Origin of the sequence: Marinomonas spartinae (assembly GCF_016461715.1) — a bacterium.
Taxonomy (GTDB): Bacteria; Pseudomonadota; Gammaproteobacteria; order Pseudomonadales; family Marinomonadaceae; genus Marinomonas; species Marinomonas spartinae_A.
This window is the reverse complement of sequence record NZ_JAEMUI010000003.1, coordinates 1-21,894: the sequence shown is the minus strand read 5'-3', so window position 1 is coordinate 21,894 and position 21,894 is coordinate 1. Positions and strand designations below refer to the sequence as shown.

The window sequence follows — 21,894 nt, the reverse complement described above, 5'->3', positions numbered from 1 at the left end:
AAGTAATACATTTATAAGACGATCAAAAAACATGGAAGAAGCATTACACATTAAACAAGAGTCCCCCAACCAGCCCGATATCATGGCACTAATTAGTGATCTCGATGCCTATCAAGCCTCTTTGTACCCGCCAGAAGCCCGCTACGCATTAGACTTAGCCTCTCTGTCTCAGCCTAATGTGCTTTTTGCTGTCGCTCGAGACCAACAGAACAAAGCCCTCGGTTGCGGGGCTATCGTTTTGAATGATTCATACGGTGAGGTAAAACGTCTATTTGTCAGCCCTGAAGCCAGAGGCCAAGGTGTGGCCCAACAATTGATTGCCACTTTGGAAACCAGTGCTTATCAATCAGGTTGTCGAACACTTATGCTAGAGACTGGCCCCTATCAGCCAGACGCCATCGCCTTCTATCGTAAACAAGGCTATGGGACTTGCGGCCCATTTGGCGACTATCCTGACCATCCTCTTAGCGTGTTTATGAGTAAATATCTCGATTAGCTATTATTCATCACGGGTATGTTGCTCAAGTAGTACAACGATTCAACCTAAGGCCAAGAAAATGTCTAGGATATAAACAACCTGAAATCATATTTAATAAGTTAACTAAGGCTGTCTAGGAGAGTGTTGCATTTGATAGCTGAATGCGCGGATAAGGTGGATATCAATGACATTAAACGCAACAGTGACAAAACGTAATCCGGTTGTTTCGTTTTTCCTTTTTTCCTCGTTTCTCCTCACTATCGCCCGAGGTGCAGTCATCCCGTTTTTGGCGGTATATATAACCGCTGCCTTCGATGAAAGCATTACGTCTGCTGGTTTGGCACTATCGTTGAGCTCTATTGCTGGTATTGTTTTAAGCCTTTACGCTGGCAGGCTTGCCCGCGCTAAAAATGCCTGGATGACAATATTTTTCCTGCTGCTTTTGTTTTTTTTATCAATGTTTTTAGGAGCTTTGTCAGGAGGGTTTGCTACGCTTACATTTTTACTTATCGTGATGAACTTCGCTTATTCCTGTATCGAGATACTACTTCGAACTTATATCTCCAGTCAGAAAGGCATCATCGATAAAAAGAAAATTTTCTCAGCCAATTATTTTGCAGTGAATATGGGATGGGCTCTTGGACCGTTACTTGGCGCTCTGGTCCAGAGCTGGCAACTAAATGCAATTTTTTACGCTGGTGCAGTTGCGTCACTTTTTCCGCTTGTCTGGCTAATTATACGAACTGATGTTCTTAGAGAGTTCAGTATCCAGCAAGTAAAAAATAATAATCGCTTATCAACTGATAGCAAAACGACACTCCGCCAAGAGGATCTTTCATCAGGAAAGTTGTTTCTGCTAACCTTGGCGTCATTTTTTGGAGCATTTGTATACGGCAATCCGGTTGCTTATCTTTCACAACATTTAATACAACACTATAGTGTACAGACGACATCCAGCATAGTCGCACTGATGATGTTCACTAATGCTGCCGTCGTGTTGCTATTTCAGCATTATATTATCAGTAAGATAACGCAGGGTAATATGCTTAAGTTTCTGATGACTGCAACAGGTTGCTTTGTAGTTGGTCTCGTTATTTTTTATCATGCTGGCGAGAATCGTCCGGCCTGGATCGCAGGCATGTTCCTTTTTGCACTGGGCGAAGTTACTTTTGTTCCTGCATTATTTCTAATAACCGATTTGATCGCACCAGAGCACGCTCGTGGACGCTATTTTTCGGTACAAAACCTTGGAGCAACAGGTGCGGCCTTAAGCCCATTCGTTATGGGTTATATTCTCAGTACTGCAGACTCGGTTATTACATTTGGTTTTCTGGGCATCATTATCTTTTTCAGTTTTTTATTAATTTATGGCATGAGAATCAATCAGACTAAACTCAACGGAAGCTAATCCTTATTGAAGGATGGCGGTGATAAAGCTTGTTATATACCTTCCTAAACAACCACTTTGTCGTGATGAGTAAACTACTCGTCGTGATACGACTCATCTAAAAATACATAGCCGCTTACAGTAAAACTTCACTTCTTACTGGTAGGACAGAATCATTATGCGCTATTCCGGCTTGTTATTACTTTCCGCTACTCTGTGCCAAGCTCCTATGGTATTTGCCGCAACGAAATTTGATTTTACCAATGAATACAATGCCACTTCGATCCATGCTCAAGGCGATCAGTATTTTATCGATCAAGTATCCAAATTAACGAAAGGTGATGTGCAAATCACCCTGCATACGGGTGGTTCGTTGGGGTTTAAATCCGCCGATAATTTTTATGCGGTTTCCGATGATGCCGTGCAAATAGCCGATACCCTCGCGGGCAGTATGGCGGGAATCGATCCTATTTTTTTAGTCTCCTCTTTGCCCTTTTTAGTAAAAAACGAAAAACAAGCCGAAGATCTTTATAAAATAGCAAAACCTTATTACCAAAAAATCTTTGCTAAAAATGGGCAAATATTGCTTTACGCCTCCCCTTGGCCAGCGAGCGGTATTTGGTCAAAAAAACCCGTTACCAACAAACAAGAGCTAGCGAATTTAAAAATCCGCACCTATGACAAAAATGGCACGTTAACACTACGTGACGCTGGCGCTGAGCCCATTAAATTATCTTGGGCGGATGTGGTGCCTCAACTGTCGACAGGAGGCATTCAAGCCGTGCTCACCTCTGCGGATGCGGGCGCCAGTGGCAAGTTTTGGGAGCATCTCGACAACTACAGCGCCATTCAATACGCCATTCCACTCAACATGGTGCATATGAATAAAGATGAGTTTGATGATCTGCCTAAAAAGGATCAGCAAGCCATTTTAAAAGCCGCCGCTCTCACGGACAAACACAATTGGCAAGCCGTAAAAACGCGAGTAGCAGAAAATTATAAAGAATTGGTGGCACACAAGGTCACTATTCACAAAGATCTGCCAAAGCCCTTTATCCATTGGTTACAAGAGTCCGCTAAACCATCCCTTAAAGAATGGTTAAAAGATACCGGACAACCGGGCCAAACCATCATTGCTGAATTTGAGAAAAGCAAATAATGCTGATTCGATTCTTAGCCACGCTATCAAGACAACTTAACCGGTTATCTGGTGCTTTAGCCATGCTATTAATCGTCTATGTGCTGTGCCATATCCTGCTGGAAATTGTACTGCGGTTATTTGGAACATCCACCTATGTTCTGGATGAATTTGTCGGCTACGCGGTGGCGGCCATTACCTTTCTAGGCTTAGGTTACAGCCTAGAAAGAAATAGCCTGATTAGAGTGAATATTCTCATGGATCGCTTACCAGAACGTTTTCACTGGCTGCTAGATCTGCTTGTTTCAGCTATGTCCTTCGCTATTTTCACGTGGATTTCCTACTACTGGTATATCAATACCCTGAGAAGCTTTCAGCGCGGCACAACCAGCTCGTCGATTGCCGAAACCCCGCTGTGGATACCCGAAGGCATGGTACTAATCGGCTTAGTATTACTCTGTTTTACACTGCTGGTGAGAATGTTGATATTGATATCAACACGACACGTTCCCCATATCGAGTTAGCCCAATCCCATGAATAGGATGTAAACATGGACATTGTATTAACCGCTGTTGCCGTGATGACACTTATTTTTGTGGTGCTTGGTTTAGGTGTCTGGGTGTTTTCAGGCTTGGCCATTGTTGCCCTTTTGTCTTTGGTGATGATTGGCGACGTTAGTTTCCACCGGGCTGGCGCCATTCTCAGTCGTATTATTTTCAGTGCGGGAAATTCTTGGGAGTTATCCGCCATTCCACTGTTTATCTTAATGGGGGAGCTGATTTTCCGTTCCGATATTTCAGATCGATTATTTAAGGGCCTAGAACCTTGGACCAAAAAACTACCAGGGGGAATACTGCACACCAATGTGTTCGGATGCGCCTTATTCGCTGCCGTTAGCGGTTCTAGTGCCGCCACCACGGCGACCGTTGGCAAGATCACCACGACGGAATTAAAAAAACGTGGCTATAATCGTAGCTTGTCCATTGGCTCCTTAGCAGGAGCTGGCAGCTTAGGGTTACTCATTCCGCCCTCTTTAGTCATGATCGTCTATGGCATTCAATCTGAAGTCTCCATCAGCAAACTTTTTATGGCGGGGATTTTGCCTGGTATTTTGATCGCCTTGCTATACTCTGGCTATCTTATCATTCGCGCTTTAATAAACCCGTCCTTGTGTCCACCAGAAAACGTTAGCCAGATCAGTAAACTCAAAAGCATTGTGCTGCTTCTCCCTGTGATCTCATTGATTGTGATCGTCATGGGTGCCATCTATACAGGCATTGCCACCCCCTCTGAAGCGGCAGCAGTGGGTGTTTTTGCTACTTTGTTAATCTTACTAAAAGAAAGACAACTTTCTTTTGCAATGATCCAAGAAGCCTTGATCGCCACACTCCTCAGCTCCACTATGGTCTGCAGCATCCTCATCACCGCCGCGCTATTATCAACCGCCATGGGATTTTTGCACTTGCCATCGGAGTTAGCTCGCTATATTGCCAACCTGCACCTGTCACCAGCGTGGCTCTTATTCGCCTTAGCTATTTTTTATATTGTATTAGGTCTTTTTTTAGATGGCATTTCCATCACCGTCATGAGCCTCCCCATTACCTTGCCCATCGTCGTGCAAGCAGGGTTCGACCCGCTTTGGTTTGGCGTATTTCTAGTGATACTGATAGAACTCGGGCAAATCACCCCACCCGTTGGTTTTAACCTCTTCGTCCTACAGGGATTAACGGGGGAAAAAATAGGCCAAGTGGCAAAAGCCGCCTTCCCTTTCTTTATCCTCATGTGCACCGCGGCCCTTATTTTATGCCTAGTGCCCGATATCGCTTTATGGTTGCCAAACCTCCTATCGCCAAACTAGCATAAGTACACCCAGTGAGGGCTAGAAAACTCACACTTAATTCGTAATAACTCACGTTAGCAACCGCTCTATTCTATTTTTAAGCAAACTTTTATCGGTCTTTTGTGGCTAATGCAGAGCCTTTTTTATGATTCATATTGCCACCAATGTAGCAGAACGCTACACTTCTTACAGCGCATTAAGGAGATTGTATTATGTCTACTACAAGTATTCGTCTCGACCAAGAGCTAGTTGATAAAGCCGCTATTATGGCTAAAGCTCTAAACCGTACAACACCAAAACAAATTGAACACTGGGCTAAAATTGGTGAAATCATGGAAGATAACCCTGATTTACCTTACGAGTTCGTTAAACAAGCGATCATTGCCAAAGCAGAAAAAGAAGCCGGAAAACTTGAGGAATATCATTTTGGCTAAAATCACTCAGGTTCTTCAAACTCCTACCTTTAAAAAAGCAGTCAAGAAGCTACATAAAAACCAAAAGGCGGATCTAGATAAGGCAATCAGAGAATTGATTGAAGATCCGCTTCTAGGGCAACAGAAGAAAGGTGATTTATACTTCCTTCGCGTATACAAATTTAAGATGCTAAAACAACTTACATTACTTGGTTATACCTACGAAGATGGTACCGTTACTCTCGAACTTATGGCTCTAGGTTCTCATGAAAATTTTTATCGTGATGTGAAAAATATCGTCTGAGTTGATATGAATTGTAGTGCTGCGTTAAGCGGACTAAAATTGTGTTCCAAACTTGTTGAGGAACGAAACATGGCACACTGTTTTAGTTCCATTTAAGTGCCTTGTTATAAGCACTTCCCACTAATGTATTGTTTGCTATTATTAGTTAATTTCTTGTTTTTTTTGACTAAGTTCAATCTAACATTATCCCAATCAAGTAGAAGCGGAACTTTGGTTGTAACATCACCTAACGGGTCACCCGAATCAACACTATAAGCATAAACGCCTAAAGTATCGTTGTTATTTACCGCCTTATATTCAGAAATTACCTTCTCAATACAATTACGAGACTCAGATAAATTCCCTTCTATTAAGGTTCTAATTTCATCATGGATTAAGCTTAATTTCTCAACATATTTTCTAATAGATTTAACCAGATTTATTTTATCGGTACACTCAGTAAAAACAGGTCTTTTAGAGAACTTTGGGTCTTGCCCTAATTCTTCACGAGTCGAGTAAATTTTTATACCATTTCTCATTGTTCGAGAATCACCGTCTCCCTCCCACTGACTTGGTAATGAGAATGAATGTATCGCTAAACCACAATGTTGAACGTAATTCCTTAAGTTGTCCATAAATCTATATTCAAAGTTATCGTCATACTCACGACTAAAGTAACTTAAAACGGTATTTGAAAAACCTTCATTATTAAAATCACATAATCGTACTTGCCTTTGCATTTGGTCATAATAAAGCTTTGTAGAAGTTAATAAGTTAACAATTCTACGATTTAGAATGGTTCTTATTTTATAAAACTCATCATATGAATCTTTATTAAGCACGACTTGTTCTGTGATTTGAAGCAAAAGTTCTTTTTCAAATTCCATATAATTTGAAATCATTAGATCATACTTTTCTTCGATTGCTTTTGCCGCAACCATTGAGCGCTGTGACTGTTGCAATTGAGTAAAGTATGAAGCTTCAATCGGTAATATTGATGTTTTACCAAGAATAAATTGTTTCACAAAATATTTCATTTAGCTCCAAACCTTTTTATTGATTATAACGCTAAGCGAAAAGACACCTTGTTAAACATTTGCCTGCATTTCATAAGCTGTTTCCGTTTCAAAATATGTTTTAAAGCCTAAATTTTTCATAAAGATTTTTTGCTGGATTTACTTTAAAAACACGGAGTTTAACAGAGGAATTCTGGGAAAATACCTCTTTCAAAACACCATTAATTATAGGTTTACCAAGCCCCAAACCTCTATAGGAAGAATTAAGCTAGATTTTCACTAAACCCCAAACCGGGCCATCTTTTACCACCTTGAGCAGACCAATTTCTATTGAATTACAAATTATAATTTTTACATGTTCGAAACAATATTTTATTCGTTCCAAGTGATTCGCTTCTGTTGGAATTAAGCCAGCATTGATAAAGTGCGAACTCATCGATTCGGAACGAAGTGCCAAAAGGAACGGCCAATTGCTTTCTTCAGCCCTTCTAAATTTTAGATTCACTTCCATTTTCACCTGCTTAACGCTAAGCTAAGCAGCGCAGCTTGCTGCGTCCATGCTTAAGCGCCTTGTTTTAATTTATTTTGCATGCGCCCTAATTTCTGACACTATACTTTCTGTATTCCATTTTATGTCTACAACTGACCGGGATGAAACAATTGTAGATATTCTATCCTGACCTCTTGGTATTACGCCTATAATAGGAATATCTAGCTCAATGGCTTTATCTAACTCCCATTGCATCCAAGAGCTATGACTTGCATATATACCAGCCAACGCTAAGATAACATCTGAATTACCAATTTTTTGAGAGAGCCGCCTTTTTACATAGCTTTCATCATCAGAATTTATAGGTTTATCTCTTGTAGACTCTTCATATGTTGCACTGAAATACCCTCTAGCATTTATTAAATTTCTTAATGCTTCTAATGTATCAGAGTACTGCCAAGAGTGACTTATAAATATTTTGTATTCCTTAGCCATAGTTATTTATCCTTTAATAAAGTTATTAACATTTTTTTACACTCAAAATAGGTTTCTTTTTCCCAGTCTACAGAAACAAGCCCCAAGAAAATTTTTTCATATTTAAGCCCATTCTCATTATCGCTCAAGCCAAAATAACAGTTGGCAAGTGTTGCATAAGGCCACTTATTTACCGATAGAGATTTTTCTTCTTCAACAAATAAATAATCCAGCAATTCTATAATTTCCTGTCTAGACTTTTTTGCTGATATTTTATAAAACGTTTTTTCTTCTACATCACTCTCTATGCTGGCTGCAATATTTAAACAAAGAGCATAGTTTTCACCATTATAATAATCTCGACGAATTTTAAAGCCTTTGCCATAGTAATCTATAGCTCGTTTCAAATACTCAGGATCTTCAGTTACATGCCACATTCGTTTGTAGATCGCTCCAGTAAGTCCTAGCGTTTCTGGATCATTTGTTTCATCATCTGGATCAAGTTTTTCAATTATTTGGAGAGCATCGGTTAAAGATGATATTTCTGTCGGCTCTTTAGACTTATACTTGGCTAATGCACGTTGTTGAGTGAAATAGGTTTCATTTGGAACAATATTCTCCGCCTTCTCCCATAATTTACAAGCTTCAAAAAAGTTAGATTCTTCCATAAAATGTGTTGCGCGTTCAGATATAGAAAAAATGCTTTCTTCTCTATCAGATAAATCACCAATAATTCTTTTATATTCTTTTTGCGTTAACTTTGGAGGCTCAATGTCTTGTATATAGTCATAAAGAGGGCTATCAATTATTTTATTTCTTAAAATTGACTCAATCATCTCAACGAGAGCACCCTTGCATCGCTCAGCTTCATCAACTCCAATATCATCCCCTAAGTGAGCGTAATGGAAAATACGATTATGATTTAGATCGAAGGGGATTACTCCATCTTGTTCTTTTATAATAATTGTAGAGTAAGGTCTAACCGCATGACGCACCCCTAATTCATATATAGCATTTGGGTTATAAGTAGAGATATCTGCAACAACTAGATCTGCATGCATTAGCAATGCGTACATACTTTTATCTATTAGGCCTGAATCTTGAATTTCATCAGCTCTCACACATTGTAAACCTGCTTTTTCTGCTGCTGGTTTAATTATATTTTTATAAGTTTTATCAAGATCTAGAGTTTTTCCTGTTGATAAGTCTGTTTTTTTACCAAACCCCATGATAACGAAACATAACTTTTGCTTTCTTGACATTTATACACCTACTTCCTTGATAAATTATAACGCCAAGCTAAGCAGCGCAGCTTTGTTCTGCATCCTTGCTTGAGCGCCTTGTATGACTTTACTCGGTGACACTAAAATTAACTTTAGTACCATCGGGAAGGTCTTTGATTTGCAAGTTCATTTGGCCCAACATAGCAAAATGCACTTCAATGTCTGTTAACTCAAAGTTATCAGGTTCGTACTCTCCGCCCAAAACGGGCAGCTGCTTGAAACCATATAATTTGCCTTGCTCAAGTATAACGCCCTGTACTTTGAGTGCGCTACAAGAGGAACTAAAAACCATTCATGGAGTAGCTCATTGTCTTGGAGCTTATCTTGGAAGTCCTCGTATGAATCCGCGACCTCTTCAAGCACCACGCTGCCAGAAATAAGCCAGAATATCTCACTCGATTCGCTCTGTAGTAATGCATCGACAACGGAGGTAATAAGAATGGGAAGCGCCGACCCAACGAGCCATTGCCAGTCTTCAATTAATTTGGCTCGATCAAGATGAGCAAAGCTGATGTAAGATCATTCCAAGTTAAAGGCACTAAACTCTCCTTGAGGCATAACACCCTACATAAACGGCACGAGCGTCCGGCAACCGTAGGGAACGAATTTGATGAGATTGTTATATGCCATGTGGCAATTTCTCCAAACACTTTTTCAGTAGATTTGCAGAGTGCGTGAAATTGTCCAATTGATCCTGGATCCCATATGCCCACTTTAGCCCATGAAAGAAATTGTTTCTGAAGCGGTAAACTATTGCCAAGCACGCTATCAGCTGGGCCTTAATGTCTATGTTCTCTCCAAGCAAAACCGATCTTACGTGTTCAGGATTATCATTATCTCGCAGGTGCAGATGTTCGAAATGGTAATTAGTATTTCCGTCTTCGATATATCGCTTTTGGAAATAAACCAATTGCTCTTGAAACCAATCAATCTCGAAAGTTTGAGGCTCAAGCAGTTCTACTACCTCAGCGATCTTTCTTACAGAGGCGTTATTCTCTAGCACTTGAGCTTCGAACAATGTCCACAGTAGCGTAAACCGATTCAGCGCCTCATGCTCCGCCAGTGAAAGATTAGCTATCCCAGGTGCGATCATTTCTATATCAGCTAACTGAACCACGGAAGCTCCTCTGGCATAACAATTAAGGGTTATACAGCGGCGCAGCAGCGGCTATAACCCACTGTTGAACGGCTGCGTACTTTATATAGGGAATTTGCTTTTTCATGGCGTGACCTCCCTGTTATATTCTGTCGCTAAAAACCAAGCTTAATCTGAGCATCTTTTGCCAGATGGACTGAGTTCGCCGCTATGTTGATCCCAACTTATTACTTTTTTAGCGCGATTCGACTCTTAAGGCAAGAATATTCCCTCAGACTAGATAATCCAATTGCTTTTCGGGGGATCTTACTTCCTTGTTATCGCTGTTCTTATAACTACTGTTATGATTGGTTGGCTAAGCGAATTATTCGTTGGGGCTAAAAGCCCTACTAAACAACCCCATCCTAGCCTTCCCCTTAAAAAAGAGGAAGGGACTTAGTGATTAGTCGCCCTCGCCTTCTGCGTTTGACCGTCGGTGATCAGGTCGAAAAGGTGTTCGACCCAATGGATCCCAAGCCTGCGCAAGGATGACGATAATCAAGCCGCCAATAGTAGGACAAAATCTCAGATAGCAAAAAACGCTATTATCGTTTCTCTATTCCGAGAATAAATCAAAGATGACGTTTCGCATCCAAACATTGCCAGAGTCTTGATGGTAACGGCGGTGCCAAAACATATTGATCTGCAATGAAGGCATATCGGCCGGATGAGGCTTTACGATTAAATCAAAACGTTCTGCGGTTTGAAGCGCGAGCTTTTCAATCACGGTAGCCACCAAATCTGTCTCAGCCACAATATAAGGCGCAGAGGTAAAATGCGCCAACCTAAGCTTACAAAGCTTCGTCATACCGTTTCTAGCCAGCTCCTTTTCAACATTACAATGACCGGTTCCTTGCGCCTCAATAATGACATGTTCAAAGTGTTCGAAGTCTGCAAGTTCCAGCTTTTTCACTGCCAATGGGTGATTTTTGCGCATCAAACACACATAGTCTTGGTCAAATAACCGACGCTGATAAAAGCCCGCTTCCAATTGCGGCAAAAGCCCAATCGCCAAGTCGGCCATGCCCACTTCTAAGTTTTCTTTTAACGTATGATCTTGATCTCGCACCGTGGTAATCGAAAGGTTCGGTGCGTGTTTCGCAAGATACGCCATCAATTTTGGCAGGATATAAATCTCCCCCAAGTCCGTCATACCGATGCAAAAGGTTCGGTCGCTGGTTACGGGATCAAATCGCTCTTGGTAATTCAAACCGTCGTGCAAGGTGGTAAGTGCATAACCTACAGACTCAGCAATGCTATCGGCAAACGGCGTAGGTCGCATACCGCGCGCAGTTCGTTCAAATAATTCATCGTGTAACGCTAATCGCAGGCGGGCTAAGGCGTTACTCACCGCCGGTTGGGTTAAGCCAAGCTGCTCAGCCACTACGCCCGTCTTGCGTTCACGGTACATTAGCTGAAAAACAACCAGTAAATTGAGGTCGATATCTTTAAGTCGAATCATGGCAGAGATCTCACCAGTGTGAATATCTATTATTAGAGATATTTTATATCTGAATAGCTCACACCATTCTATAGTGATTTTCATGCAAAGCATCGCACATAAATCTAAGAATAAGTGAGAGCAACCGTGGAAATTTTAATCAAACCAACTAACCAAACTATTTTGGCTTCAGCAGGCAGCACCTTATTGGATGCCTTCTTGGAGAATCAGATTCCCATCTCTTACAGCTGTTTGTCAGGTCGTTGTGGCACCTGCCGCTGCAAGGTTATTGAAGGCTCGGTGAGCGGCCCATCTGCCGCAGAAGGCCGACTCGCACAACACGGCCAATACGTTTTAGCTTGCCAAAGTAAAGTCGATTCGGACAGTGTGATCGAAATCCCAGAGGTGGATGAAATCATCACTCACCCAACCAAAACGCTCAAAGCTGAAATCGTTGGTTATGATGAATTAGCCCATGATGTACGTCGCTTACGCTTAAAAACGACCAAAACCTACGACTATTCTCCAGGTCAATTTTCCAACTTAACCTTCTGGCGCGAAGATGGCACTCGCTCTTACTCCATGGCGGGCGTGGTTGAAGATGACATTTTGGAATTCCATATTCGCATCGTGCCGAATGGTCGCGTGACCTCGAAATTGGACAGCGAAATCAAAGTGGGCAACGCCATCAAGCTAAACGGTCCCCTTGGCGCATCTTATCTTCGTCGCAAAAACAGCGACCCTATGCTTTGCGTTGCCACAGGAACAGGCTTAGCGCCGATCCTTTCCATTATTCGAGGTGCCTTAGAGTCTGGGATGTCAAATGACATTCATTTGATTTACGGAGCGCGCACAGAAATTGACTTGTACGGTATCGATGTTTTGGACGCCCTTGCTAACAAGTACGACAACTTCAGATACACCATCACCTTGGATCACGCACCAAAAGCTTCTGCTTACTTTCAAGGTTTGGTGACAGAAGCCATCGCCGAGTACTTCCCCGATCTGAAAAACTGGCGCATCTATCTCGCTGGCGCCCCCGCTATGGTCGAAGCCGCATCGCTCGCCTGCACCAAGCGTGGAGCTGACATTGAGCAAATTTACGCCGACGCATTTTACCCCAGCGGTGTTTAGCCGCCGCTAAAAACGCGCTTTTCGTGAGCCAGCTTCGCGGAAAGAACCAGATAAAAACCACAATAAATACAAAAAAAGGTGAATAAAATGAATCAGGAAAATCGTATTCCTTTGACGCCCACTTGGGATCATGAAGACACCAGCCGCATTCCCTATTGGGCTTACACCAATCAAGATGTTTACCAACAAGAATTAGAAAAATTCTTCTACACCAAGCACTGGTGCTACGTTGGCCTTGAAGCTGAAATCCCAGAACCAGGCGATTTCAAACGCACGGCCATCGGTGAGCGCTCGGTCATTATGGTACGCGACGAAGACCGTAGTATTTACGTCGTCGAAAACCGCTGTGCCCATCGTGGCATGCAATTTTGCCGCGAAAAACACGGTAAAACGAAAAGCTTCACTTGTCCCTATCACCAATGGAATTACGACTTAGAAGGCAATCTTCAAGGTGTACCCTTCCGCCGTGGTGTCAAACAAGACGGCCAAGTCAAAGGCGGTATGCCGAAAGATTTTAAACCCGCTGACCATGGTCTTAACAAGCTACGCGTTGCTGAACGTAACGGCGTGGTGTTCGCCAGCTTTGACCATGACGTTGAATCTCTTGAAGACTTCTTAGGTCCCACAATTTTGCAATACTTCGACCGCATGTTTAACGGCCGAAAATTAACCATTCTCGGTTACAACAAACAGCGCATTCCGGGCAACTGGAAATTGATGCAAGAAAACATCAAAGACCCTTATCACGCAGGCCTTCTTCACACTTGGTTTGTGACCTTTGGTCTATGGCGTGCTGATAATCGCTCTGAACTGAAAATGGACAAACATTTCCGCCATGCTGCCATGGTCTCTACTCGTGGCGATGGCGGTAAAAATGATCAAACGACCAACTTCTCAAGCTTCAAAGAGTCTATGCAACTGCATGACCCAAGTTTCTTGGATATCGAAGACGAAGCTTGGTGGGGCGGCCCAACGGCGGTCATGATGACGCTATTTCCAAGCGTGGTATTTCAGCAGAACGTCAACAGTGTAACCACTCGTCATATTCAACCTAATGGAATCGATTCCTTCGACTTTGTCTGGACGCATTTTGGCTATGAAGATGACACACCAGAAATGACACAGCGCCGCTTACGCCAAGCCAACCTTTTTGGCCCAGCAGGATTCGTCTCGGCTGATGACGGTGAAGTCATCGAATTTTCACAACAAGGTATTGAGCAAAACGCAGCGAAAAAAGCCGTCGCGGAATTAGGCGGTCGTAATGTGGAAGAAGCCGATCATATGGTTTCTGAAGCTTGCATCCGAGGTATGTACGATTACTGGCGTAAGACAATGGGAGTGTAATCATGAAAGCAGATAACTATTTAACGCTAACTCAATTTTACCAAAATTACGCAGCCATTGTGGATCGAGGTGATTGGGATGCCTGGATCGACTTATTCACCGAAGACTGTCAGTACAAGGTGCAAACACGAGAGAACTACGATCGCAATTTACCCATGGCGGTCATCTCGCTAAGCAGCAAAGGCATGCTAAAAGACCGTGTTTATGGCGTGACAGAAACCATTTATCACGATCCTTACCACCAGCTTCATATGGTGTCCTCGCCCTTAATTATTGACGAGTCCGACACTCTCATCGTCGCTCAGGCAAATTACACGGTGTTTCGTACCAAGAGTAATGGCATCGCGGAAGTGTACAACGTCGGTCGATATCAAGACCGTATTCGCATCACGGATCAAGGACTAAAAATTGAATCAAGACACTGTATTTTCGACAACGATATGGTGCTCAACTCTATGATTTACCCCATTTAAGCAAACACGATAAATCGGCATTTTCTGCGATTAATAAAAAAAGAAAGTGAGACACATTATGAACAACAACTGGATTGAGATCATTAATATCGATGATATCCCAGAGGAGGATGTTATTGGCGTGAACGTCAGCGGCCACAATATTGCTCTGTATAAGGTAGAAGGCGAAGTGTTTGCCACAGACAATATTTGTACCCACGGTCACGCATTATTGAGCGATGGTTTCTTGGAAGATGGTGAAATCGAGTGCCCTCTTCATCAAGGTCGTTTCTGTATTAAGAGTGGTAAAGCCATGAGCGAACCACTTACTGAAGACATCAAAACCTACGCAACGAAAACGGAAGGAAACCAAGTGTTCGTGGCGATGAGTTAATGAGGTAAAGCCGACTATTTTCCGAGCCCAAATAACCCCATCCTAGCCTTCCCCTTAAAAAAGGGGAAGGGACTTGGTAATCAGTCACCCTCGCCTTCTGTCGGAGTTAAAGCCTATACGAGGATGAAAGCAATTAGACTGAAAGAGCCGCTTCGACGCAACGAAGTTGCGCGACTTTATGGTGTTTCAAAGTCAGTTAAAAATACCTTGTCTCCTATCTTCAAAACCAATCTATGCCTTACAGCCTAAAGCGTACCGAGAAAGTAAGTTGTATAAAACGTCGATCACACGCTTCTCGTTAAAAAGCGAATTTTTGGTTACTTTTTGGGCGCTTGCAAAAAGTTACCCGCTCAGCAGAGCGGAATAAAGCTCATAAATACAAAGCGATTGAGAGACAATAAACAGAACAACCCCATCCTAGCCTTCCCCTTAAAAAAGGGGAAGGGACTTGGTGATTAGTTACCCTCACCTTCTGGCGGAGTTAAAGCCCATAGACCCCACGTCTGCGCGGGGATGACGGTAGCTCAAATCCTATACGGGGATGAAAGTAATTAGACGGAAAGAGCCGCTTCGACGCAACGAAGTTGCGCGACTTTATGGGGTTTCAAAGTCAGTTAAAAATACCTTGTCTCCTATCCTCAAAACCAATCTATGCCTTGATGGGGCTCTGCATTGACAACATCATATCTCTATGAGGAAACGAGGCGCTGCCCTTAAAAGCGAATTTTTGGTTACTTTTTGGGCGCTTGCAAAAAGTTACCCGCTCAGCAGAGCGGAATAAAGCTCATAAATACAAAGCGATTGAGAGACAACAAACAGAACAACCCCATCCTAGCCTTCCCTTTAAAGAGGGGAAGGCACTTGGTGATTAGCCGCCCTGGCTCCTATCCACAAAACCAATCTATGCCTTGATGGGGCTCTGCATTGACAACATCATATTTCTATAATGAAACGCAACAAGGCTTTAACGTGCTGCGCTCATAATCTACGACTTTTGTTAATTATCTTTCCTGCGCTCCACTGAAAGCGGCCGACGACGGTGCTGCTCTTGCACGATTGGCGGCATAACAGTGAAGAACTCTGTCCATCCACCAGTGCGATTACGCAGAAGGTCGTACTTCTCTGGCTGGGACATCGCTTGAGTTAAGCTATTCGGATCGCCTGCTGTAATAGTGAGTACATTTGAACCTTCTCCACTGGCAAAAGCAGCCATTACGTCCACCAGCTCTTCTGCACTAAAACACTCACGAATATTCATGTCGGTCGGTGCCCCATTAGCATAATAAGCGGCGCCTTTTTGCTCCCTACTTTGGCCTGTAAGTTGCTCAACCACATCAAATAACGGGGCTTCTTGATGTTGAACAGGTTGGTCCGCTGGACTGGACTCTGCACTTAAATCAGAAGCAACGGTTTGGCCTAGCCTTCTGCCATCGGCACTAGCACCATTCCAAGACCCCATTGCAACATGATTTTCAAAGGTACCCACACCCGGCTGAATTTGAATACCAAAGGGAAGTTTATCGCCCTGCTCGTCAGTATGACTCCCGTATTTACCAGCCAACTCTTCTAGCTGATTTTTGATTCTATCCACAGGCTCAAGGAAGGTGTTTCGCGAAGCTTCTGCCAAGCGGCTCAAGAATAAGTCACCAAATACATCAATATTATTGGTTGAAGCCAGCGTCGCATTTGCTTCTTCCGGTAGTCCTTTGCCTTGCGCACGACCATATCGCGGTTGAGCAAGGGCGATATCACGTAAGCGCTTGTATCTTTCACCTTCCGCAGTAGCTCGCAATTCTCCCGCCATCGCACTGACAAACGGCTCCACCATTTTATGGCCCCAATCACAACTCAGTGCTCGCGTCAGCTCCGCCAAATTAGTTACTGCAGAGTTTTTATCGAACACCATTTTCTTAATAGCAAAAAGAGAGTTAATAGTGGAGGCTATCGCAATATAACAAGGTCCAAAAATATGATATTTGGCTCCGCCTTGATATAAATCCAGTGCTTTTTCAACGCAATCATCAATGAACACATTCAACAAAGGAGAAGGACAATAGGTCGACACCGAATCAAACAAGGCTAGGCGGCCCGACTGATTTTTCATATCAATATATTGGAAGTGTTCGAAGTACAAATCTAACAATTCGTCAAATGACTCAATTTGAGCGGCGGGTTTTGACCCGAAGGATACCACCGAACCATAGAAGTATCCCGCCCCAGCGCTAGACCATGTTTTACCCTGATTCATAGCGCATTCTAACGGTTGTAACGCCGAGAATCCGCCCAAGGTGAACCAGTTTTCGCCCGGAAACTGCGGTTCATAACAGCCGTCACAAGCGTAGTTTCGCGCACTCTTCAGACTTACTTTGGAATCAAAGAACTCATTCTTGAGTTCATTTCCGCCGACACCATTGCCACTTTGATGCAAACTCGGAATGAGTTTCTCATCGTTAAGCAAAATAGGGTGAGCCCCCCCTGAAAGTATGGCTTTACCCGCTTCTTCCAAGATATATTTAGGCATATCCTTTCTTGTACGTAGCGATAAACAAGGTGCATTTAAGGGTAAACGAGCACTCGCTCGAATGAACATGCGCGTCATTTGATTGTATGCGGGGTTATCAATTGCCGGATCATCGTTGGCTTCTGTGCCTCCCACTGTCACTTGCTGCACCCATTGGTTCACCGAGGTATGCTGAGGATAAGGCCCACTTGCACCTGCCATAGCAAGATTTCCTAATGGTTGGTGATCTTCAATATTAAGGCGATTTGACTGCACTTTTTCGCTAAGCTTAATATAGAACGCATCAATGATTTCTTGTTCATCACGATCAGGCTCTACTTCACCTGATTGGATTTGCTCCGGCGAAAGCGATTGCTTCATGAAGGGGACTAATAACTGATCCAAACGACCAAGCGCGGTTGGCTCACCAGTTAAATGTAAGCAGCTATGTACGGTGAAAATAAGCTGTACCGCTTCAACCAACGTATCGGGCTTTTCCGTTGAAAGCTTATTCATGCGCTTTGCGATAGCTTCAAGATTTTGTTTCTCACGGAATTGATCCCCATTCAATTGCGAAGCCTGCTTTGTAGCCAGCGCGGCAAAACGCTCACACACTTCACTCACACCTTGTAGTGATAATATGCTCGCCGTATAGAAATCTTTTGCACTGTATTTCGCAGCACCAAATACTTTGTCGCTAGCAGCATCGCGTTTAGCTTCTAACATGGAAATGAGACCGCCTAAGCCTTTATCCAACACCTTATCTAACCCCGGCACGTTATGACCCACACCCGAAGCCTCGCTCAGGCTATCCAAAAAGCCGTTTTTATATTCTTGTTCCGTTAGGTACTTAATGTAGTATCGCCCCTGACCTAAAGACAAATTTGGCATTGCACCAACAATGATTTCCCCAGGGGAAATTCGAAACGTATCGGCCCCATTTACAATGTCTTTTTTATCGGCTTGAATGTGTTCGCAAAAAGGTACTAGGTGATTGTTGTAACGCACTTTACGACCTCGGAAACCATATTCTTCGGAAGTCACTTGGTGAAGTTGCAAACGCGTCGCCCACCCTTTTCTGATCATCACACTTTCTTTCATGATGTCCGCAGGCGCATCGATATTGCCTTGTTTATTGTAATGGTCGATGTAATCTCGGATATCCCCATACCCTTGTTCAACCTTCCCGGTTAGGCTGCCATTGATGTAGCCCTTCATTTCAAGCTGAGCACGATCTATGTACCAGTTGTCCTGCCACAGCGAGAACATGTTCTCCATTAAGCTAAGAATTCGCGCTGTTGGCGCGTCGAATGCACAAACGGCTTCTCTTTGCTTATCGGACATGGTTGCCATGCGATACAAGTAGTTTTTATGGTTGTAGTACATCAAACCGTTATCGGAAGCTTTTTCGAAGTGACGGTCGAGTCGCTCCCAATCCACACCAGGAAATTTATCCCAACGCTTTTGTTTTAACAGGCGGTCGAAGTTATTGCTGTTATCACGTTTGTGAAGGCCAAGATCAATGCGACTAGGAATATAGTAAAAATCACCAAGGTCGGATTTTATGTGATTGAGTAACCTGTCATTCATAAATCCAGATTGACTGCCAATTTGCTGGCTCATGATATTTTCTAAGATCTGAACATTTTTAGCAAAGCCAGCAAAGTAAATCCCCTGCTCTTCCGATAACACCGAACCTCGACCTTTATTAGCATTGGTTGATTGACCAAACGGCAAACCCAAACGTAAAACAGGTGTGGTATTGCCGTTAGAATCTTGCATTCGTGCCGACTTAATGTGTGATCGCTGATCGCGATTAGGAATAATTGCGTCGTTCGTGCGACGACCAATGATATCTTCAATGGCCTCTTCACTCATTGAATGAAGATGCTCCCAATTAATATTGAATCGTTGTGCCAGAGCCACCGACGCGCCAATATGCTCCAGATCCTCGGTACCACAAACCGAGTGCTTAGAAAGAGAAATGGGGCTCGATGGGTTATTCAAGTTTTCAGAGAAACGACATCCTAGTACCTTGCCTTTTTTGCCATCTTCACGCTCTGTTCGAGAAGACGCAGGCTGTTCAATATGCTTATCAGCAATGCTTTCCAATTTATTTTTAATAAATTCAAAAATAGCACTACAATCGGCAACTTTATCGGACTTAATATGAAACCATAAACTGCCTTTAGAATGCTGAAAAACGCCATCGGATTTAGCAAAAACCTCAGACGTATTTTTATCGTCACTTTCTGGAAAGTGCAGCTCAATACTTTTAGGCACACTGAGTCCGTCATCCTGACAAAACTTGCGCCAAAGCGAGAAACTAGTCCCCACCACCGCCGTTGAGTTATGTGAGCGAAGGCTTTCCGTACAATGAATATAATTTCTGACTTCTAGCATCAACTGAGCTAACTGATTTCGTCTATAAGTTGATTCGTCACGAAGCCAAAACGTTGCAAAAATGGCATGGGGTGCGGGGTAAACCAACCCTCGTTGGGTAAAAGCCCAAATGTATTTTAATTGCTCGTCGTCATTTAGTTCAAGGTACTGCTGAGGAGTGATATTGGTCATGTTTAAGTCCTTTTTATTCAAGTCCAGCTTTACATTATTCTCTTTAGGATGCCCTATTCTCACTGGGAGAGAAGGAGCCCTTAACTTACTGAGTAATATATTTTTTTAGCCCCAAACCTATTTCCACCGAGTCATATCATCGCGGGGGTTGAGGCTGGCAACACGAATCCCCCAGTTTCACACCGGTTTGTATTATCAGAATGATGCTCCGACACAGGCAAAAACTATTCTGCGACAGTGACGCCCCATTTTTTCACGAATTTTGCGCTGACATTCACCGCAAAATGTACTTCCTGCTCTTCTTCAGTAGGCATGACTCCGAGTATAAAACTGTAGTTTTCCGGCGATACCACATCCGTGGCCTGATCCATATCAATGTACAAATCTAATTCACCACCACTTTTCGCCACCAGTCCGTTGAGGTCGGTTTCGTTGGTATGAAAGTTAGGATAGAATTTTTTCTCTTTCGGGTCATAGTCGTAAATCACATAAGAGAACTCGACGCTGGTGTTGCTCAAGTCTTTATGTTGTAATGTAAGACCCGCCTGCTTATTGTCGGTAGACACTCGGCAATCAAACATGATTGGATCGGAATGACCACCTTCCCAATAGATATTGGAAATTACCCCAACAACCTTAACTTTGTCGCCAGTGATATTGGTCGGCACGGTAACCGCCAAGTCTTTTTTAAATTCTTTATCACCGATTTTTAGTGACGTGATATGCCCAATCAAGCATTGGGCGTCTTTTTGAAAATTAAATCCCTGTGATACATCACAGGCAAAACTGCTAGAAGCCATAATAAGTTGTTCTTTTTTGTTGGGTTAATAATAAGTTGCTTTAAACAAGCCGCTAGAGAATTACAGTTGCGTCTATAGTCTTAGCGCGACGACAGCCATGCCAACATCGCCTAACAAAGACTAAGAAAACGGTAACATGAAAAAAAATAGATAGGTATTACACTCTGTTACACTAAAATTGACTCTTCATTGTTAACCGCTGACATGTTGCAGAGTGCTCGTAAGACGGATTTAGCAAAGGCTACCAACAAATTTAAATAAGCCTCATTATTGAAATAATTTCGCTTTCAAATGCAAGCCCTAAATCTGTGACATCAACACACTTTTACCAACAGAGAATTCAACAACAGAGGGGATCTGGGGTAAGAGAGATTTGAAATCGGTTTATTATGTGGTAATGATGGTTGAATTCCTAACTCACTTTCAATTCCTTCAAAATCTATGCAAGATTCCGAGAATATTCTTAGTGTTGCGGAATAATTAAAGCAAAGCTCTTCTATTAGCTGAAACTCAATATTGTGACCAACGCCGTATTAAACGGTGAACAACGCCAACCACCAAACCTAAAGTATTTTCTCAGTTAAATGTTTTATTTATTGCTAAACAAATTCTATCTAATTTATCTTCTAAGATAAAAGGAAAATGACCAGAATCCTCCAACTCCAATTCAATTATATCTCGATTAAATTTTTTAAAAGATCTTGGAATCTCAACTGGAAAACGATAATCTTTTTCTCCAAAAATATTCAAAATAGGAAAAGTAATTTCTGATAAATCATCGATTAGATCAAAGTTTGATAAAAAGTGTTTGAATATTGATTTAAATGTATCATCAGATAATGTTCTAGACATATTTTCAAAAAAAGTTAATCCTGTTAACTTTTCTTTTTCGGTCATAAAAACATCTTCAGGTTCAGCATCTTCTAAATTAAACAATTTAAGCGTTTCTCTATATTTTAACCATTGTTCAGTATTCAACCCTGTATTCATCAGGATCAATCCACAAATTTTATTTTTAAATAAAGATATATATTTTAATGCGAGAACGCCACCCCATGAGTGCCCTAATATTATTGGCTTATGTTCGCACCTATTCACTAGAATATCTATTTCTTCTATTAATTCATCAATAGTTATATTAGGCCCTTTTTTTTGACTATAAAAGATACAATTGAATGTGTCATTTAAGATTGAAAAATATGGCTTTAGATAATCATCGAAGCCAGGCCCACCATGTAGAAAAATAATAGTTTTTTTAGTCATAATAATATTATTTGTAATTTTAATTAATTTAAAAACACATACTTTTACAATTAT

General features: G+C 42.2%; 20 protein-coding genes. 11 read left to right on the top strand and 9 right to left on the bottom strand.

Features of this window, described 5'->3' with window-relative positions:
* Window positions 1-31 precede the first annotated feature (31 nt).
* The 7 genes from JHD45_RS03775 to JHD45_RS03745 all read left to right on the top strand — a co-directional run bounded on the left by JHD45_RS03775 (window position 32) and on the right by JHD45_RS03745 (window position 5,561).
* Window positions 32-496, top strand: coding sequence for a GNAT family N-acetyltransferase (locus tag JHD45_RS03775; protein WP_199474893.1), 465 nt, complete (start codon window positions 32-34; stop codon window positions 494-496).
* Window positions 497-662: 166 nt separating this feature from the next.
* Window positions 663-1,886 carry an MFS transporter gene (locus tag JHD45_RS03770; RefSeq protein ID WP_199474891.1) on the top strand — a complete coding sequence of 408 codons (1,224 nt, stop codon included), beginning with the start codon at window positions 663-665 and terminating at the stop codon, window positions 1,884-1,886.
* Window positions 1,887-2,043: 157 nt separating this feature from the next.
* Window positions 2,044-3,024 (top strand): TRAP transporter substrate-binding protein, encoded by a 981-nt coding sequence (locus JHD45_RS03765; protein ID WP_199474889.1) that lies wholly within the window; start codon window positions 2,044-2,046, stop codon window positions 3,022-3,024.
* Entirely contained in the window at window positions 3,024-3,545 is a 522-nt protein-coding gene (locus tag JHD45_RS03760) for a TRAP transporter small permease subunit (RefSeq protein WP_199474887.1), read from the top strand. The genes JHD45_RS03765 and JHD45_RS03760 overlap by 1 nt, the downstream gene beginning before the upstream one ends.
* Window positions 3,546-3,554: 9 nt before the next feature.
* The gene (locus JHD45_RS03755) at window positions 3,555-4,862 is read left to right on the top strand and encodes a TRAP transporter large permease (protein WP_199474885.1); all 1,308 of its coding nucleotides are present in this window, start codon (window positions 3,555-3,557) and stop codon (window positions 4,860-4,862) included.
* Window positions 4,863-5,056: 194 nt separating this feature from the next.
* The gene (locus JHD45_RS03750; RefSeq protein WP_199474883.1) at window positions 5,057-5,278 is read left to right on the top strand and encodes a TA system antitoxin ParD family protein; all 222 of its coding nucleotides are present in this window, start codon (window positions 5,057-5,059) and stop codon (window positions 5,276-5,278) included.
* A complete protein-coding gene (locus JHD45_RS03745; protein ID WP_199474881.1) occupies window positions 5,271-5,561 on the top strand; it encodes a type II toxin-antitoxin system RelE/ParE family toxin in 291 nt (96 codons plus the stop codon). Before JHD45_RS03750 ends, JHD45_RS03745 begins: the two co-directional genes overlap by 8 nt.
* A 104-nt stretch (window positions 5,562-5,665) precedes the next feature.
* Here the strand turns inward: JHD45_RS03745 and JHD45_RS03740 are convergent, their stop codons facing one another.
* The 6 genes from JHD45_RS03740 to JHD45_RS03715 form a co-directional block, all read right to left on the bottom strand.
* Window positions 5,666-6,577, bottom strand: a complete 912-nt coding sequence (locus tag JHD45_RS03740) for a hypothetical protein (RefSeq protein WP_199474879.1) — start codon at window positions 6,575-6,577, stop codon at window positions 5,666-5,668.
* 559 nt (window positions 6,578-7,136) lie between these two features.
* Window positions 7,137-7,541 (bottom strand): TIR domain-containing protein, encoded by a 405-nt coding sequence (locus JHD45_RS03735; RefSeq protein ID WP_199474877.1) that lies wholly within the window; start codon window positions 7,539-7,541, stop codon window positions 7,137-7,139.
* Between the two features lie 2 nt (window positions 7,542-7,543).
* Window positions 7,544-8,782 (bottom strand): TRAFs-binding domain-containing protein, encoded by a 1,239-nt coding sequence (locus JHD45_RS03730; protein ID WP_199474875.1) that lies wholly within the window; start codon window positions 8,780-8,782, stop codon window positions 7,544-7,546.
* An 88-nt stretch (window positions 8,783-8,870) separates the two neighbouring features.
* Window positions 8,871-9,095 (bottom strand): T6SS immunity protein Tdi1 domain-containing protein, encoded by a 225-nt coding sequence (locus tag JHD45_RS22155; protein WP_233407562.1) that lies wholly within the window; start codon window positions 9,093-9,095, stop codon window positions 8,871-8,873.
* A 327-nt stretch (window positions 9,096-9,422) separates the two neighbouring features.
* Entirely contained in the window at window positions 9,423-9,920 is a 498-nt protein-coding gene (locus tag JHD45_RS03720; protein WP_199474873.1) for a hypothetical protein, read from the bottom strand.
* A gap of 574 nt (window positions 9,921-10,494) precedes the next feature.
* A complete protein-coding gene (locus JHD45_RS03715) occupies window positions 10,495-11,400 on the bottom strand; it encodes a LysR family transcriptional regulator (protein WP_199474871.1) in 906 nt (301 codons plus the stop codon).
* Between the two features lie 126 nt (window positions 11,401-11,526).
* Here JHD45_RS03715 and JHD45_RS22480 point away from each other — a divergent pair, with 126 nt between their 5' ends.
* The 4 genes from JHD45_RS22480 (at window position 11,527) to JHD45_RS03695 (ending at window position 14,703) form a co-directional block, all read left to right on the top strand.
* Window positions 11,527-12,513 (top strand): 2Fe-2S iron-sulfur cluster-binding protein, encoded by a 987-nt coding sequence (locus JHD45_RS22480; RefSeq protein ID WP_199474869.1) that lies wholly within the window; start codon window positions 11,527-11,529, stop codon window positions 12,511-12,513.
* Between the two features lie 87 nt (window positions 12,514-12,600).
* Window positions 12,601-13,857: an aromatic ring-hydroxylating dioxygenase subunit alpha gene (locus tag JHD45_RS03705; protein ID WP_199474867.1), complete on the top strand. Its 1,257-nt coding sequence runs from the start codon at window positions 12,601-12,603 to the stop codon at window positions 13,855-13,857.
* Window positions 13,858-13,859: 2 nt separating this feature from the next.
* Window positions 13,860-14,330: an aromatic-ring-hydroxylating dioxygenase subunit beta gene (locus JHD45_RS03700; RefSeq protein WP_199474865.1), complete on the top strand. Its 471-nt coding sequence runs from the start codon at window positions 13,860-13,862 to the stop codon at window positions 14,328-14,330.
* 58 nt (window positions 14,331-14,388) lie between these two features.
* Window positions 14,389-14,703 carry a non-heme iron oxygenase ferredoxin subunit gene (locus JHD45_RS03695; RefSeq protein ID WP_199474863.1) on the top strand — a complete coding sequence of 105 codons (315 nt, stop codon included), beginning with the start codon at window positions 14,389-14,391 and terminating at the stop codon, window positions 14,701-14,703.
* Between the two features lie 997 nt (window positions 14,704-15,700).
* On the opposite strand, the gene JHD45_RS03690 is transcribed toward JHD45_RS03695, so the two are convergent.
* From JHD45_RS03690 to JHD45_RS03680, 3 genes are all read right to left on the bottom strand, one after another.
* Window positions 15,701-19,777: a Dyp-type peroxidase gene (locus JHD45_RS03690; RefSeq protein WP_199474861.1), complete on the bottom strand. Its 4,077-nt coding sequence runs from the start codon at window positions 19,775-19,777 to the stop codon at window positions 15,701-15,703.
* Window positions 19,778-20,001: 224 nt separating this feature from the next.
* A complete protein-coding gene (locus JHD45_RS03685; RefSeq protein ID WP_199474859.1) occupies window positions 20,002-20,577 on the bottom strand; it encodes a hypothetical protein in 576 nt (191 codons plus the stop codon).
* A 576-nt stretch (window positions 20,578-21,153) separates the two neighbouring features.
* On the bottom strand, window positions 21,154-21,894 hold a 741-nt coding region (locus JHD45_RS03680; protein WP_233407561.1), incomplete at its 5' end, for an alpha/beta fold hydrolase.

Bases quoted from the DNA above. Each gene is read 5' to 3' on its own strand.
- JHD45_RS03775 (WP_199474893.1), top strand. From the start codon at position 32: ATGGAAGAAGCATTACACATTAAACAAGAGTCCCCCAACCAGCCCGAT.
- JHD45_RS03770 (WP_199474891.1), top strand. From the start codon at position 663: ATGACATTAAACGCAACAGTGACAAAACGTAATCCGGTTGTTTCGTTT.
- JHD45_RS03765 (WP_199474889.1), top strand. From the start codon at position 2,044: ATGCGCTATTCCGGCTTGTTATTACTTTCCGCTACTCTGTGCCAAGCT.
- JHD45_RS03760 (WP_199474887.1), top strand. From the start codon at position 3,024: ATGCTGATTCGATTCTTAGCCACGCTATCAAGACAACTTAACCGGTTA.
- JHD45_RS03755 (WP_199474885.1), top strand. From the start codon at position 3,555: ATGGACATTGTATTAACCGCTGTTGCCGTGATGACACTTATTTTTGTG.
- JHD45_RS03750 (WP_199474883.1), top strand. From the start codon at position 5,057: ATGTCTACTACAAGTATTCGTCTCGACCAAGAGCTAGTTGATAAAGCC.
- JHD45_RS03740 (WP_199474879.1), bottom strand. From the start codon at position 6,577: ATGAAATATTTTGTGAAACAATTTATTCTTGGTAAAACATCAATATTA.
- JHD45_RS03735 (WP_199474877.1), bottom strand. From the start codon at position 7,541: ATGGCTAAGGAATACAAAATATTTATAAGTCACTCTTGGCAGTACTCT.
- JHD45_RS03730 (WP_199474875.1), bottom strand. From the start codon at position 8,782: ATGTCAAGAAAGCAAAAGTTATGTTTCGTTATCATGGGGTTTGGTAAA.
- JHD45_RS22155 (WP_233407562.1), bottom strand. From the start codon at position 9,095: ATGGTTTTTAGTTCCTCTTGTAGCGCACTCAAAGTACAGGGCGTTATA.
- JHD45_RS03715 (WP_199474871.1), bottom strand. From the start codon at position 11,400: ATGATTCGACTTAAAGATATCGACCTCAATTTACTGGTTGTTTTTCAG.
- JHD45_RS03705 (WP_199474867.1), top strand. From the start codon at position 12,601: ATGAATCAGGAAAATCGTATTCCTTTGACGCCCACTTGGGATCATGAA.
- JHD45_RS03700 (WP_199474865.1), top strand. From the start codon at position 13,860: ATGAAAGCAGATAACTATTTAACGCTAACTCAATTTTACCAAAATTAC.
- JHD45_RS03695 (WP_199474863.1), top strand. From the start codon at position 14,389: ATGAACAACAACTGGATTGAGATCATTAATATCGATGATATCCCAGAG.
- JHD45_RS03690 (WP_199474861.1), bottom strand. From the start codon at position 19,777: ATGACCAATATCACTCCTCAGCAGTACCTTGAACTAAATGACGACGAG.
- JHD45_RS03685 (WP_199474859.1), bottom strand. From the start codon at position 20,577: ATGGCTTCTAGCAGTTTTGCCTGTGATGTATCACAGGGATTTAATTTT.